Origin of the sequence: Sinimarinibacterium flocculans (assembly GCF_003201205.1) — a bacterium.
GTDB lineage: Bacteria > Pseudomonadota > Gammaproteobacteria > Nevskiales > Nevskiaceae > Solimonas > Solimonas flocculans.
This window is the reverse complement of record NZ_QICN01000010.1, coordinates 145,259-160,246: the sequence shown is the minus strand read 5'-3', so window position 1 is coordinate 160,246 and position 14,988 is coordinate 145,259. Positions and strand designations below refer to the sequence as shown.

The window sequence follows — 14,988 nt, the reverse complement described above, 5'->3', positions numbered from 1 at the left end:
GCGCTCTCCCGCTGCTGGAGGCCGGCATTCGTCGATCCCGGCTCTTGCCCATGGGGCGACGCTAGCACCCGCGTCACCGCCCACCAATAGTAAAAACGCGACCGCGGAAATCACCCAGCCGCGTCAGCGGATTCCTGACGGCGGCGCGGTTATAGTTCGCCGCATAGAAGCATTCAAACACCGGAGGAGAGCATGCGCAGGAACGTATGGGCGGCCGTGGCCGCCGGTCTGGTCGTCGCCGCCTGTGGCGAATCGTCGGTCCCCGAGATCGGCGATGGCGGGGGCGGCGGCAACGGCAAGTACGACGTGACCGTCACGCGCACGACACTGGGCATCCCGCACATCAAGGCCGACGACTACGCCAGCATGGGCTACGGCTACGGCTATGCCTTCGCCGAGGACAACCTCTGCGTGCTGCAGGAGGACCTGGTCACGATCCGCGGCGAGCGCGCGCGCTACTTCGGCCGCGACGGCAGCTACACGATCATTCCCAGCGGTGTCACCGCGAACAACCTCGACAGCGACTTCTTCTGGCGCATGTCCACGACCGAGGAGCGCCTGGCGCCGACGCGCGAGAACACGCTGCCCGAGTTCAAGGAGGTCACTGCCGGCTTCGTCGACGGCTACAACCGCTACATCCGCGAACTCAAGTCCGGCGCGCACCCGGGACGCCATGCCGCCTGCGCCGACGCCGACTGGCTGTTCGAGATCGAGACCGACGACATGTACCGGCGCTACCTGCGCCTGGCGATCATCGCCAGCTCGACGGTGCTGATGAACGAGATCGCCAACGCCCGGCCGCTGCTGTCGCTCGGCAAGGCCGGCGAGCCCAGCGAGGACGAGAAGCGCGCCGCGCTGCAGGCCGATCCGGGCCCGCTGCGCTACTTCACCGAACTGCGCGGCCAGCGCTTCGGCAGCAACATGTACGCCCTCGGCCGCGAGGCCACGCAGGACGGCAGCAGCATGGTCTTCGGCAACCCGCACTTCCCGTGGACCGGGCCGGAGCGGCTGTACGTCGCGCACGCGACGATTCCGGGCGAACTGGACATCATGGGCAGCTCGCTCTACGGCGTGCCGGCGATCCTCATCGGCTTCAACGACCACTTCGCGTGGAGCCACACGGTCTCCACGGCGTACCGCTTCGGGCTCTACGAGCTGACGCTCAACCCGCTGAACCCGCTGCAGTACATCTATGACGGCGAGATCCGCGACATCGAGCAGATCCCGATCACCATCGACGTGCTCGAAGCGGACGGCACGATCAGCCAGGAAAGCCGCACCCTGTACCGCTCGCATTTCGGCCCGATGCTGGTGCTCGAGGTCAGCGGCATTCCGGTTCTCGGCTGGACCCCGCTGAAGGCCTACACGATGCGTGACGCCAATGCCGAGAACGACCGGCTCATCAACCAGTTCGCGCGCTGGAACCAGGCGGAGTCACTCGACGAGTTCGTGCGGCTGCACGGCGAGATCCTCGGCGTGCCCTGGGTCAACACCGTCGCCAGCGGTCCCGACGGGCAGGCCTACTACGGCGACATCACCGTCGTGCCCAACGTGCCGGACAGCAAGGTCACCGTCTGCCAGGCGATTCCGATCCACGCCGTCGTGCAGACGCTCGTGCCCGGCCTGCCGGTGCTCGACGGGTCGCGTGCCGACTGCGAATGGGATTCCGACCCGGACGCGCCGGCGCCCGGCATCTTCGGCCGGAGCAACCTGCCGACGCTCGCCCGCAACGACTGGGTCGGCAACTTCAACGACTCGTACTGGCTGACCAATCCCGCCGAGCCGATCACCGGCTACGCGCGCATCATCGGCGACGAGGAGACCGAGCGCACGCTGCGCACGCGCCTGGGCATCCGCCAGATCCAGCAGCGGCTCGACGGCAGCGACGGCCTGGCCGGCACCGGCTTCACGCTGCCGCTGCTGCAGGAGGTCGTGCTGTCGTCGCGCATCCTGTCCGGCGAGCTCGCGCAGCAGACGGTGCTCGACGAGATCTGCCCGGATGCCGGCGGCGACGCGGCCAGCGCCTGCGCCGCACTCGCCGGCTGGAACACGCGAGCCGGGCTCGACTCCACCGGCGCGCACGTCTGGCGCGAGTTCTGGTACGTGCTGTCCGGCAACCGCGGCGGCACCGGAGGCGACTACTGGGCAACGCCGTTCTCGGCGGACGACCCGGTCAACACGCCGCGCGATCTCGACGCCGGCCAGGCCGCCGTGCAGGAAGCCTTCGAAGCCGGTGCCGCCGCCGTCGCCGCATCGGGCTTCGATTTCGATGCGCCGCTGCGCGACATCCAGCACCCGCTGGCGATCGAGGACGACATCCCGATCTTCGGCGGCCAGTTCTACGAGGGCGCCTTCACCATCGCCGACTCCGACCCGCTGGACGCGAACGGATACGAGGTCGAGTACGGCAACAGCTACATCCACACCGTGACCTGGGACGAGAACGGCGTGCATGCCGAGGGCTTCGTCACCTACTCGCAGTCGACCGACCCGGCGAACCCGCACTTCGCCGACTACACGCGCGAGTACTCGGCCAAGCGCTGGCACAAGTTCCCGTTCACGCCGGAAGAGATCGCGGCCGACCGCATCCGCGAGTACCGCCTGAGCGAATAGGCCGGTGCCCCTCCCCTGCACACCGGGGGAGGGGCACTTGAACTCCGGACCCCGGTCAAGGGCTATGATCACGCGATGCTGCACCGCCTTGCCGCCATTGCCCTGATGCTGAGCCTGCTGACGCAGGCGTTCGCACCTGCGTCGGCGATGGCGCCTGCGGCGACCGATGCGGTCGCGACGGCCACCGAGACCGTCATGCCCTGTCACGGCGCGACTGCCGAGGCCGGAGCGGAGCAGACCGCGACCATGCCGTCCATGGATTGCTGCGACGACGGCAATTGCGGACATTGCAGCGCCGGCTGCATGTCGGCGCCGGGGCTGGCGGCCAGCCTGCCCGCGAACGCCGTGCCCGTGGCCGGAACGCTGCGCGCGGAGCGGTGGTCCGCACCGCGACCGCACGCCTCGCCGCACGAATTGTTGCGCCCCCCGATCGACCTGACCTGCTGAAGCCCGCGCCCCGCCGGATGCGTTCCGGTGCGGCTGTCGTTCCCTTCATCGGAGTCAGGCCCATGCCTGTGTCTTCCCCCCTGCCCGGCCTCGTTGCCGGCATCGCCCTGTTGATCGCCGCACCGGCGAGGGCGTCGATCGACCTGGATACCGCCGTGCGCCTCGCACTGGCACAGCAGCCGCGGCTCGAGGCGCAGGCCGCCCGCGCACGGGCCGCCGACGCGCGGAGCGTCGCGGCCGGCGCGCTGCCGGACCCGGAGTTCATCGCCGGCCTGCAGAACCTGTCGGTGGAACAACCCGACCCCTACGCCGCCGATGCCGAACGCATGACGATGACGGAAGTCGGCATCATGCAGGCGTTCCCGAATGCCGCGAGGCGGCACCAGCTCGAGCGCAGCGCGCGCCTCGATGCGGCGCGCATCGAGGCCGAGCAGGCCCTGCTGCAGCGTGCCGTCGTGCGCGACGTGTCCCTGGCCTGGATCGACGTCTGGCAGGCACAGGAGGCGCTGACAGTCGTCGAGCGTCTGGCCGTCGAGACTGCACGCACCCGCGAAGCCGGCCTGATCGCGCAGCGCAGCGGCCGCGGCAGCCAGGACGCGACGCTCGCCGCCGAGCTGGCGAACGGACTGGTCGACGACCGTCGCCGCGCCCTCGGGCAGGCACTGGTTTCGGCGCGCGCACGGCTCGTCCGGTGGACCGGCCACGAGGCCGACGCCGTCACCGGCAATCCGCCGACGGCGATGCCGGCGTCGCTGGAGGCGGCACTGGCGCGCGCGGGCGAACACCCGGAACTGCAGGCTCTCGAACGTGCCGCCGAGCGCAGCGGCGCGGAGGTCGACCTGGCCCGCGCCGCCTATCGCCCGGACTGGCGCCTGCAGGCCATGTACGGCCACCGCCGACCCTATGACGACATGTTCAGCGTGCAGGTCGGCATCGACCTGCCGCTGTTCACCGCGCGCCGGCAGGACCCGGCGCTGGCCGCGGCAAGCGCCGAGCGGCTGGCGGCGCAGGCCGACGCCGAAGACGGGCGGCGCGCCTTGCTCGCCGAGCTGCAGGCCGCCTGGGGCGAGCAGACGCTGGTCGACCAGCGCCTGGAGCACTTCGAGACGCGACTGCTGCCGGCCGCGCGCCTGCGCGTGGATTCGGCGCTGGCGGCCTACGGCGGCGGTCGCGGCACGCTCGACGCCGTCTTCGACGCCCGTCTGCAGGCGCTCGACATCGAGCTGCAGACCCTCGACCTGCGTGCCGCCCGCGCACGCCTGCGCACGCAACTTCGCTACCTGACCGGAGACGACGCATGAAAACCCTTCCGATCCTCGCGGTGACCGTGGTCGTCGTCTGCGCCGCCGGCGGCGCGTGGTGGGCAGCACAGCGGCACGTGCACGAGCCGGTCGCGCAGACCGGCGACGACGGCGAGGTCTACTGGACCTGCGCCATGCACCCGGAGGTGCGCATGGACGCGCCCGGCAACTGCCCGATCTGCGGCATGACACTGGTGCAGAAGCGCGCGGCCGCGCAGGCCGCGACAGCCCACGCCGACACCCTGCCCACGGTCGAGGTCACGGCGCAGATGGTGCAACGGCTCGGCATCCGCACGACGACGGTCGAGCGCGGTCGCTTCTGGCAGCGCGTCGACACCGTCGGCCGCGTCGAGGTCGATGCACGCCGCATCCGCACGCTGGAGAGCCGCGCGGCCGGCTGGATCGAGCAGCAGCGCGTGCACGCCGTCGGCGAGCGCGTGCGTGCAGGCGAGACCCTGGCCGGCGTCTACGCGCCGGAGCTCTACGCGGCCCAGCAGGAGCTGTTGCTGGCGCGGCGCAGCGGCGACGAGGCCCTGCAGTCGGCCGCGCGCCAGCGTCTGCGCCTGGTCGGTGCCGATGCCGCGCAGATCGATGCGATCCTGCGTCGCGGCGAGGCGCAGCGAGCGTTGCCCTTGCTGGCGCCGGCCGACGGCGTCGTGCTCGACCTCGACGTGCACGAAGGGCGGCAGATCGCACCGGGCATGCCGCTGGCGCGCATCGCCGACCTGTCGTCGGTGTGGATCATCGCCGAGGTGCCGGAGGCGCAGCTCGGCCGCATCACCGAGGGCCGGCCGGCCGAGGCACGCTTCGCCGCCCTGCCCGGCGAAGTCTTCGAGGGACGCATCGACTACCTCTACCCCGGCGTCGACACGGTCACGCGCACGGCACGGGTGCGGGTGGTATTCGACAACCCGGACTGGCGGCTCACGCCGGGCATGTATGCCGACGTCGCGCTGTTCGGTGGCGCGCGTGACGACGTCCTGACGATTCCGAGCGAGGCGCTGATCCGCACCGGCACGCGCAGTGTCGTGATCGTCGCGCTGGACAACCACCGCTTCCGTCCGGCCGAGGTCGTCGCCGGTGACGAACGCAACGGCCGCACCGTGATTCTCGACGGCCTCGCCGAGAACGAACGTGTGGTCGTCTCCGGACAGTTCCTGATCGACTCCGAGGCGAGCCTTCGCGGTGCGTTCGGCCGCATGAGCGCACCCGCGCACGCACATTCCTCCGGGGAAGGTCCATGATCGCGCGGCTGATTCACTGGTCGATCGGCAACCGGCCGCTGGTGCTGCTGGTCACGCTGCTGGTCGGCGGCTGGGGCGTCTGGGCGGTGAAGACCACGCCGCTCGACGCGCTGCCGGACCTGTCGGACGTGCAGGTGATCGTGCGCACGACCTTTCCCGGCCAGGCGCCGCAGGTCGTCGAGGACCAGATCACGTACCCGCTGACCACGCGCCTGCTCGCGGTACCGCACGCGAAGACCGTGCGCGGCTACTCGATGTTCGGCGAATCGCTGGTCTACATCCTGTTCGAGGACGGCACCGACCTGTACTGGGCACGCTCGCGCGTGCTGGAATCGCTGTCCCAGGTGCAGGGCCGCCTGCCGGCGAACGCGAAGACGGCGCTCGGCCCGGACGCGACCGGTGTCGGCTGGGTCTACGAGTACGCGCTGGTTGATCGCAGCGGCCGTCACGACCTGGGCGAGCTGCGCGCGATCCAGGACTGGTTCCTGCGCTACGAGCTGCAGGGCGTCGACGATGTCGCCGAGGTCGCCACCGTCGGCGGCTTCAACGCGCAGTTCCAGATCGTCGTCGATCCCGACCGGTTGCGCGCCTGGGGCCTGGCGCTCGACCGCATCGTCGAGGCGGTGGAGGCCGCCAACGGCGAGACCGGCGGCTCGGTGATCGAGATGGCCGAGGCCGAGTACATGGTGCGCGCACGCGGCTATCTGCGCACGCTCGACGACTTTCGCCTGATCCCGCTGGCGACCGGCGCCGACGGCACGCCGGTGCTGCTCGGCGACGTCGCGACGATCCGGCGCGGCCCCGAGCTGCGCCGCGGCATCGCCGAACTCGACGGCGAGGGCGAGGTCGTCGGCGGCATCGTCGTGATGCGCTACGGCGCCAACGCCGCGACGACGATCGAGGCGGTCAAGCGCAAGCTCGATGCGCTGCGCGCCGGACTGCCCGAGGGCGTGGAGATCGTCGAGACCTACGACCGCTCGGCGCTGATCGGGCGCGCCGTCGACAACCTGCGCGGCAAGCTGATCGAGGAGTTCGTCGTCGTCGGCCTGGTCTGCGTCGCCTTCCTGCTGCACCTGCGCTCGGCGCTGGTGGCCATCGTCACCCTGCCGCTGGGCGTACTCGTGGCCTTCATCGTCATGCGTCACCAGGGCATCAACGCGAACATCATGTCGCTGGGCGGCATCGCCATCGCGATCGGCGCGATGGTCGACGCCGCCGTGGTGATGGTCGAGAACGCGCACAAGAAGATCGAGCAGGCACCGCCCGACGCGCGACGGCCGGCGCTGATCGCCGAGGCCGCCACCGAGGTCGGGCCGGCGCTGTTCTTCTCGCTGCTGATCATCACCGTCTCGTTCCTGCCGGTGTTCACCCTGCAGGCGCAGGAGGGCCGCCTGTTCGCGCCGCTGGCGTACACCAAGACCTACGCGATGGCCGCAGCCGCCGGCCTGTCGGTGACGCTGGTGCCGGTGCTGATGACGCTGTTCATCCGCGGCCGCATCCGCTCCGAACAGGACAACCCGATCAACCGCATCCTGATCGCCGCCTACCGTCCGCTGGTCGACCGCGTGCTGCGTCACCCCGGCGCGACGCTGCTGGTCGCCGCGCTGCTGCTGGTCGCCAGTGCCTGGCCGCTGACGCGACTCGGCACCGAGTTCATGCCGGCGCTCGACGAGGGCGACCTGCTGTACATGCCGACGGCGCTGCCCGGGCTGTCGGCGGGCAAGGCCGCCGAACTGCTGCAGCAGACCGACCGCATCATCGCCGCCTTTCCCGAGGTCGATCGCGTCTTCGGCAAGATCGGCCGCGCCGAGACCGCCACCGATCCGGCGCCGCTGGAGATGATCGAGACCACGATCCGGCTCAAGCCGCGCGCGCAGTGGCGCGCCGGCATGACCACCGAAAAGCTGGTCGCCGAACTGGACGCCGCGCTGCAGATTCCCGGCATGGGCAATGTCTGGGTCCAGCCGATCCGCAACCGCATCGACATGCTCGCGACCGGCGTGAAATCGCCGCTCGGCATCAAGGTATCGGGCCCCGAGCTGGACGAGATCGCCCGCATCGGCGCGCAGATCGAGCAGCTGCTGCGCGACCAACCCGGCGCGGCCTCGGTGTTCGCGGAACGCGTCGACGGCGGACGCTATGTCGAGATCGTGCCGGACCGGCTGGCAGCGGCGCGCCACGGCCTGTCGGTCGCCGACGTGCAACGCATCGTCGGCTTCGGCATCGGCGGCGCCAACCTCGGCGAGGTGGTCGACGGGCTCGCGCGCTACCCGATCAACCTGCGCTACCCGCGCGAGCTGCGCGACTCGCTCGCCGAGCTGCGCGAGCTGCCGGTGTTCACCGCCGGCGGCGCCACGGTGACGCTCGGCAGTATCGCGCACATCGACATCGCCGACGGTCCGCCGATGATCAGGACCGAGAACACGCGTCCCAGCGGCACCGTCTACGTCGACATCCGCGGCCGCGACCTCGGCGCCTTCGTCGCGGAGGCACGAGAGCTGGTGAGCAGCCACATCACGCTGCCGCCCGGCTACTCGATCACCTGGTCCGGCCAGTTCGAGTACCTCGAACGCGCGGCGCAGCGGCTGCAGCTCGTCGTGCCGCTGACGCTGGGGCTGATCTTCCTGCTGCTCTACCTGAGCTTCGGCCGCGCGCAGGAGGCACTGCTGATCATGGCCAGCCTGCCGCTGTCGCTGATCGGCGGCCTATGGCTGGTCTACCTGCTCGGGCACTCGCTGTCGGTCGCCTCCGCGGTGGGCTTCATCGCGCTGGCCGGCGTCGCGGCCGAGTTCGGCGTGATCATGCTGCTCTACCTGCGCCAGGCGATCGCGCGTCACGCCCCGCGCGACGAGCAGTCCCTGCATGCCGCGATCGTCGACGGCGCGGTGATGCGCGTGCGGCCCAAGGCGATGACCGTGGCGACGATCCTCGTCGGCCTGCTGCCGCTGTTCTGGGCACTGGGCGAAGGCGCCGGCACCGGGTCGGAAGTCATGCAGCGCATCGCCGCGCCGATGCTCGGCGGCATGATCAGCGCGCCGCTGCTGTCGATGCTGGTCCTGCCGGCGGCGTATCTGCTGCTCGGACGCCGGCAGCTCCGCGATGCCGGGTCCGGGCAATAATGGAGCGGTGAGCGCCATCGAAGTCCCGTCGCCGGCTTTGCGCATCCTGACCCTCAACATCCAGGTCGGGATGCCCACCCGCAACTACGGGCACTACGTGACCGGTGCCTGGCGCCACGTGCTGCCGTCGCGCAGCGCACGCCGCAACCTCGACCGTATCGCCGAAGTCATCGCCGACTTCGACGTCGTCGCGCTGCAGGAAGCCGATGCCGGCAGCCTGCGCACCGCGCAGATCAACCAGATCGAGTATCTCGCGCGCCGCGCCGGCTTCACGCACTGGCACGCCGCGATCAACCGCAACCTCGGCCCGTTCGCGCAGCACGCACTGGGCTTCCTGTCGCGCCACCCGCTGCAGGACATCCGGCACCATCCGCTGCCCGGGCGCATTCCCGGACGCGGCGTGCTCGAGGCCCACCTGCGCGAACCGGGCCACGCGCCGCTGCACCTGCTGGTGGCGCATCTCGCGCTCGGCCGCGCCACGCGCGAGCGCCAGTTGAGCTTCGCCGCGGATCTCGTCGACCCCGAGGCCGACACGTTGCTGATGGGCGACTTCAACTGCGAACCGCAGGAACTCGACGCCCACCCGCATCTGCAGCGCATCGGCTTTCGCTCGATCCACCAGACCCCGACCTACCCGAGCTGGCGGCCGATGCGCAGCATCGATCACGTGCTGGCGACGAAGAGCGCCCAGGTGGCACCGGCGCAGGTACTCGATCTGCAGCTCTCGGATCACCTGCCGGTGGCCACCGAGATCCGCCTGCGTCCGACATGACCGCCGGCTCCGTCCTGCTGCTGGAACACTGGCGCAGCGCACTGCTGGCGCTGTGGCTCGCCATCGCGATCGGCGCCGCCGGACACGCGCTGCTGACCCGTCGCGATCCGCGCGCCGCCTGGGGCTGGATCGCCGTCTGCTGGCTGTTCCCGTTCGCCGGGCCGGCGCTGTACTTCCTCTTCGGCATCGACCGCATCCGCACCCGCGCGCGGCGCCTGGGCATGGAATCGCGACTCGGCAGCGCCAGCGGACCGCTGCACGAACAGGACGTGCGCAACCGCGCCGACAAGGGCACGCACGCGATCCCGATGTGGCTCGAGGAAGTCGCGCGCACCGCCGACCGGCTGACCGGCCTGCCGCTGCTCGACGGCAACCGCCTGCGCCTGCTGCACAACGGCGACGAGACCTACCCGCGCATGCTCGAGGCGATCGCGCAGGCGCGGCAGTCGATCGCGCTGGCCACCTACATCTTCGACAACGACGATCTTGGGCACCGCTTCGTCGATGCCCTGGCCGCGGCCGCCGAACGCGGCGTCGACGTGCGGGTGCTGATCGACGGCTTCGGCCAGCACTACTCGCTGGTGCCGATGACCCGCCGCCTGCGGCGCGCCGGCATCGCCACCGCGGTCTTCAACCGTCCGCGCCTGCTGCCGCCGTCCCTGCACCTGAACCTGCGCAACCACCGCAAGCTGCTGCTGATCGACGGCGAGACCGGCTTCACCGGCGGCATCAACATCGGCCGCCGTCACCTGACGCGTGACGCCGGCATCCGCCGCCCGGCGGCCGACCTGCACTTCGAGCTGCAGGGCCCGGTGCTCGCGCAGCTCGCGGAGGTTTTCGCCGAGGACTGGCGACTGTCGGCGAACGAGAACTGGACGGCGCCGCCGCTGCGGGCGCTGCCGGTCGAGGCCGGCGCCGCCTGCCGCGCGATCACCGACGGGCCGAACGAGGACTACGACCATCTGTCGATGGTGCTGCAGGCCGCCATCTCGGCGGCGCATCGCGAGGTCATGGTGATGACGCCGTACTTCCTGCCGCCGACGGCGATGGTCGCCGAACTGCAAGCGGCTGCGCTGCGCGGCGTGCGCGTGGACGTGATCCTGCCGGCGCGCAACAACCTGCCGTTCGTGCAATGGGCATCGCGTCACATGCTCGGCGAGCTGCTGCGGCACGGCGTGCGCATCTTCGAGCAGCCGCCGCCGTTCAACCACAGCAAGCTGTTTGCGGTGGACGGCGTCTACGCGCAGATCGGCAGCGCCAATCTCGACGCACGCAGCCTGGAGCTGAATTTCGAACTCGCCGTGGAAGTCTACGAACGCGCATTCGCGCAGTCGCTCGGCGCGCACTTCACCGCGGTGCGCGCGCGTTCGCGCGAGATCACGCTCGACGAGATCCAGAACCGTCCGCTGCCGGTGCGTCTGCGCGACGCGCTGTGCTGGCTGTTCTCGCCCTACCTGTGACGGCGCTCAGCCACCGGCGATGCGCACCAGCGTGCGCCCCTGGACCGTGCCGGCAACGAGGTCCTTGCACGCTTCCGGCAGTTCGTCGAGCGTGACTTCGCGCGTGACCAGCCGCTCGAGGATGCGCGGCTTCCACTCGCCGGCGAGCCTGCGCCACAGGTCCTCGCGCCAGGTGCGCGGCACCTCCACCGAGTGGATGCCGAGCAGCGACACGCCGCGCAGGATGAAGGGCATCACCGTGGTCTGCAGTTCATGGGATTGCGCCAGACCGATGCTGCCGATGTTGCCCCAGGGGCGCACGGTGCGCGTCAGCCACGCCAGGGTCTCGCCGCCGAGATTGTCCACGGCACCGCCCCACAGCGCGTTCTCCAGCGGCTTGCTGCCCAGCGTCAGCGACTGGCGCGAGACGACCTCGTCCGCGCCCAGCGCCTTGAGATAGGCGTCGGCGGCGCCGGCCTTGCCGGTGATCGCGTGCACGGTGAAACCGGCGCGCTTGAACAGGTCGATCGCGATCGAGCCGACGCCGCCGGTCGGGCCGGTGACGGCGATCGGCCCCATCTCCGGCGCCTGATGATTCTCGAGCATGCGCCGCAGTGCCATCGCCGCGGTGAAGCCGGCGGTGCCGATCGCCATGGCCTCGCGCAGCGTCAGCCCGTCCGGCAGCGGCACCAGCGCCTCTGCCGGCAGGCGGGCGAACTCGGCGTAGCCACCGTCGAGTGCCTCGCCGATGTTGCAGCCGGTGACCAGCACCTTGTCGCCGGGCTGGTAGTGCGCGCTCTCGCTGTGCTCGACGACGCCGGCCAGGTCGATGCCCGGCACCTTCGGGTAGCCCTTGAGAATCCGGCCCTTGCCGGTAACGGCGAGCGCGTCCTTGTAGTTGATGCCGCTCCAGGCGTTGCGGATCACGACTTCACCCGGCCCCAGATCGTCGAGGCCGATGGTTTCGAGACGGGCGGTCGCGGTCTTGTCCTGCAGATGGACGCGCAGGGCCTTGAAGCGGGACATGGGTTCTCCTGGATGAGGCGGGGGTTTCGACTTTTCGCACGCAGCGGCGCCACAATGCGGACCCGAAGTTTCGCGCATTCCCGTCGGCCCGTCATGGCGCAATACACGAAGAATCCGCCGCTGCTCGAAGAGGAGCTCGAAAGCCAGCCGCTGGCACAACTCGATCGCTGGCTCGGCGATGCACAGGCCGCCGGCATGATGGAGCCGACGGCAATGACGCTGGCGACCGTCGATGCGCAGGGCCGGCCGTCGGCGCGCATCGTGCTGTTCAAGGGCGTGCACGACGGCGCGCTGACGTTCTACACGAACTACGCCGGCCGCAAGGGCCGCGAGCTGGCGGACAACCCCAACGTCGCGCTGGTGTTCTGGTGGGACCGGCTCGAACGCCAGGTGCGCATCGAGGGCATCGCGGACAAGCTGCCGGTGGAGGTCTCGCGGCGCTATTTCTATACGCGCCCGCGCGAATCGCAGATCGGCGCGCTCACCTCGCTGCAGAGCGCCGTCGTCGCCGACCGCGAGACCCTCGACCGCCGCTACGACGACACCGTCGCGCGTCTCGCCGGCGAAGACGTGCCCTACCCCGAACAGTGGGGTGGCTACGGCGTGACGCCGCAGAGCGTCGAATTCTGGCAGGGCCGCAGCGGACGGCTGCACGACCGCCTGTGCTACCGCCGTGCCGGCGACAGCTGGCGCATCGAGCGTCTGGAACCGTGATGCGTGCGGCTGCCACTGCGCTGCTGGTGCTCGCCGCGACGACGGCGCGGGCCGACCATGCGACGCCGGAGCAGATCGAGGCGGCGATGCGCGCCGCCGCGACCGAGGCCAAGGCCTACGCCGACGAGTCCACGATGGTCACCGGCCTGCAACGTGCGCAGGCGTCGGGCGCGGACGATCCACTCGCCGCCGAGGCACGCCTGCTGCAACTGCTGATCCGCCTGCGCGAGGTCCGCGCGCCGCAGGCGCAGACGCGTGCAGTCGTCGCCGCGCTTCTCGACCACGCGCCTCGGACGATGACCGATCCGGTCGACCCGGAACAGCGCGGTCTGCAACGGCCGGCGTTTGCGGTGGCCGGTGCCGCGCGCGCGCTGCTGCGACAGTGGGATCAGGTACCCGGCAAGGACACGCCCGCGCCGACGCCGGGCCCGGGCGTGCTCATCCTCACCGAGGACGCGTTCGGCGAGCAGCTCGTGCCGCTGGGCTATCCCGTACCGGTCCCGCTGGACACGCCGGAGCCGGGCGACGGCTTTCGCAGCTATGCGGCGCTGCAGGCGCGGCTGGCGGCGCTGGCCGAAGGCAGCGCCGATCTGCGCGCCACTGTCGTCGGCCGCAGCCGCGAGCAGCGCGACATCGCGGCGTGGACGCTCGGCGACGCCGACGACACGACACCGGTCGGCGCGCCCGAACCCGCGGCGCTGGTCAACGGCACGATCCACGCACGCGAGTGGGCCAGCCCCGAGGTCGTGGTCGGCCTGATCGAGCGCTTTGCCGGGAACGCGGAAGACGGCGGCCTGTACCGCTATCTGCTCGATCACGTGAACCTCGTGGTCGTGCCGGTGCTCAACGTCGACGGCTTCCTGCATACGCAGCGCACACCGTCGGTCACGCTGGAAAGCGAGGCCGGCGACCCGATCCCCGCGGGCCAGCCGCCGGAGTATTCGAACTATCCGCGCGACGGTCGCCTGCGACGCAAGAACCTGCGCAGCGTCGACGCCGACGCCTGCCCGGCGCCGGCGTCCGGCTGCATGAACGGCGTCGACCTCAACCGCAACAGCGACTCGCAGTTCTTCGCCTCCGGCAACCAGAACAGTGGCAATCCGCTGTCGATCGTCCATCACGGCCCTTCGCCGGCCTCGGAGCCGGAGACGCAGGCGCTGTACGCCGCCGCCGATCTCGCGCGCCGCGAGCGCCTGCGCCTCTACGTGGACGTGCATTCCTTCGGTCGCGTGTTCTTCGGCGTCAACACCGGCGCGAGCCGGCGCGACGCGCTCACCGCGACGCTGGTGCAGCGCATGAGCGGCGCCACCGGCCGCGGCGCGAACCGTTACCCCTACGACGCCACGCCGCCCGGCTTCGGCATCGGCAGCACCGACGAATACTTCGGCTACGGCCTGCAGATTCCCGCGTACACGCTGGAGATCGAACCGACCGGCAACGGCGCCAGCGAATACGGCGGCTTCGGCTATCACCACGACGGCTTCATCCTGCCGGAGAGCGAGATCGCGCGCGTGCGCCGCGAACTGGCCGATGCCCTGACGCTCGGCCTGTACCGCATGGCCGGACCGCCGACGCTGATCGAGGCGCAGATCCGCGAGGCCGAAGGCGATCGCGTCGTCTACTCGGCGCGCTGGCAGGCACAGGGCGACGGACGCGCGCTGCAGACCGACGTCGCCGAACCGCTGGCCACGCAGACGTCGTATCGGCTGTGGCTGGCGTTCGACAAGCCGATGCGCGTGCGCGACGAGCAGAACGAGGTCGTGCCCTATGCCGGCCAGACCGCGCCGCTGGCCCCTTCGATCGCAATCGAAGGCCTGTCCGCCGAGGGGACGAGCTTTCGTCAGGACCTGGACACCGAGGCGCAAGGCTGGCTCGCGCAGCGCTATGCCAACGACGCCTACGCGCTCGACTTCACGCTGCCCGCGAACCTGCCGCTGACCGATGCGCGCCGTCTGAACCTGCGCGTCGACGTGCAGGACCTGTCGGGCCAGGCGCTCGACGCGAACCCGGCGACACGCGTCGACTGGAACGCCGGCTGGTCCGGCTACGAGGACGGCAACGGACGCGCCGACACCGACACCGGCGGTCCCGACCGCAGCCTGCGCATCGTCGACGACGGCTCGCCGACGCCCGGCGACGATGGTGGTGGCAGTGGTGGCGGCGCTTTCGGGGCACTGGGGCTGTTCGTCGCGCTGCTATGGCGCCGCGGCATCTGTAGGAGCGCCTTCAGGCGCGACGGCCCGATCTGAGCGCGTGCGGGGTCGCGCCTGAGGGCGCTCCTGCAAAAGACATCGAAGGCCTTTCCCATCAGGA

Annotated in this window: 10 protein-coding genes; 9 read left to right on the top strand and 1 reads right to left on the bottom strand. The window is 70.7% G+C overall.

The annotated features are described in order from the left end of the window. Window positions 1-192 precede the first annotated feature (192 nt). From C8D93_RS16610 to cls, 7 genes are all read left to right on the top strand, one after another. Window positions 193-2,613: a penicillin acylase family protein gene (locus C8D93_RS16610; protein ID WP_110266352.1), complete on the top strand. Its 2,421-nt coding sequence runs from the start codon at window positions 193-195 to the stop codon at window positions 2,611-2,613. 75 nt (window positions 2,614-2,688) lie between these two features. Further along, window positions 2,689-3,060 carry a CopL family metal-binding regulatory protein gene (locus tag C8D93_RS16605; protein WP_110266351.1) on the top strand — a complete coding sequence of 124 codons (372 nt, stop codon included), beginning with the start codon at window positions 2,689-2,691 and terminating at the stop codon, window positions 3,058-3,060. Window positions 3,061-3,122: 62 nt separating this feature from the next. Continuing rightward, a complete protein-coding gene (locus C8D93_RS16600; RefSeq protein WP_170124073.1) occupies window positions 3,123-4,361 on the top strand; it encodes a TolC family protein in 1,239 nt (412 codons plus the stop codon). Then, window positions 4,358-5,605, top strand: a complete 1,248-nt coding sequence (locus tag C8D93_RS16595; protein ID WP_110266349.1) for an efflux RND transporter periplasmic adaptor subunit — start codon at window positions 4,358-4,360, stop codon at window positions 5,603-5,605. The genes C8D93_RS16600 and C8D93_RS16595 overlap by 4 nt, the downstream gene beginning before the upstream one ends. Beyond that, window positions 5,602-8,724 (top strand): efflux RND transporter permease subunit, encoded by a 3,123-nt coding sequence (locus tag C8D93_RS16590; protein ID WP_110266348.1) that lies wholly within the window; start codon window positions 5,602-5,604, stop codon window positions 8,722-8,724. Before C8D93_RS16595 ends, C8D93_RS16590 begins: the two co-directional genes overlap by 4 nt. A gap of 7 nt (window positions 8,725-8,731) precedes the next feature. After that, window positions 8,732-9,496: an endonuclease/exonuclease/phosphatase family protein gene (locus C8D93_RS16585; protein ID WP_245903946.1), complete on the top strand. Its 765-nt coding sequence runs from the start codon at window positions 8,732-8,734 to the stop codon at window positions 9,494-9,496. Then, the gene (gene cls / locus C8D93_RS16580) at window positions 9,493-10,956 is read left to right on the top strand and encodes a cardiolipin synthase (protein ID WP_110266346.1); all 1,464 of its coding nucleotides are present in this window, start codon (window positions 9,493-9,495) and stop codon (window positions 10,954-10,956) included. The genes C8D93_RS16585 and cls overlap by 4 nt, the downstream gene beginning before the upstream one ends. Window positions 10,957-10,962: 6 nt before the next feature. Here the strand turns inward: cls and C8D93_RS16575 are convergent, their stop codons facing one another. After that, entirely contained in the window at window positions 10,963-11,961 is a 999-nt protein-coding gene (locus tag C8D93_RS16575) for an acrylyl-CoA reductase family protein (RefSeq protein ID WP_110266345.1), read from the bottom strand. Between the two features lie 93 nt (window positions 11,962-12,054). On the opposite strand from C8D93_RS16575, the gene pdxH reads away from it, so the two are divergent. Next, entirely contained in the window at window positions 12,055-12,675 is a 621-nt protein-coding gene (pdxH, locus tag C8D93_RS16570; protein ID WP_110266344.1) for a pyridoxamine 5'-phosphate oxidase, read from the top strand. After that, window positions 12,675-14,924, top strand: coding sequence for a M14 family zinc carboxypeptidase (locus C8D93_RS16565; RefSeq protein WP_110266343.1), 2,250 nt, complete (start codon window positions 12,675-12,677; stop codon window positions 14,922-14,924). Before pdxH ends, C8D93_RS16565 begins: the two co-directional genes overlap by 1 nt. The last annotated feature ends 64 nt before the right edge of the window (window positions 14,925-14,988 follow it).

Coding starts and splice junctions, on each gene's coding strand:
- cls (WP_110266346.1), top strand. CDS start 9,493: ATGACCGCCGGCTCCGTCCTGCTGCTGGAACACTGGCGCAGCGCACTG.
- pdxH (WP_110266344.1), top strand. CDS start 12,055: ATGGCGCAATACACGAAGAATCCGCCGCTGCTCGAAGAGGAGCTCGAA.
- C8D93_RS16595 (WP_110266349.1), top strand. CDS start 4,358: ATGAAAACCCTTCCGATCCTCGCGGTGACCGTGGTCGTCGTCTGCGCC.
- C8D93_RS16605 (WP_110266351.1), top strand. CDS start 2,689: ATGCTGCACCGCCTTGCCGCCATTGCCCTGATGCTGAGCCTGCTGACG.
- C8D93_RS16590 (WP_110266348.1), top strand. CDS start 5,602: ATGATCGCGCGGCTGATTCACTGGTCGATCGGCAACCGGCCGCTGGTG.
- C8D93_RS16565 (WP_110266343.1), top strand. CDS start 12,675: ATGCGTGCGGCTGCCACTGCGCTGCTGGTGCTCGCCGCGACGACGGCG.
- C8D93_RS16600 (WP_170124073.1), top strand. CDS start 3,123: ATGCCTGTGTCTTCCCCCCTGCCCGGCCTCGTTGCCGGCATCGCCCTG.
- C8D93_RS16575 (WP_110266345.1), bottom strand. CDS start 11,961: ATGTCCCGCTTCAAGGCCCTGCGCGTCCATCTGCAGGACAAGACCGCG.
- C8D93_RS16610 (WP_110266352.1), top strand. CDS start 193: ATGCGCAGGAACGTATGGGCGGCCGTGGCCGCCGGTCTGGTCGTCGCC.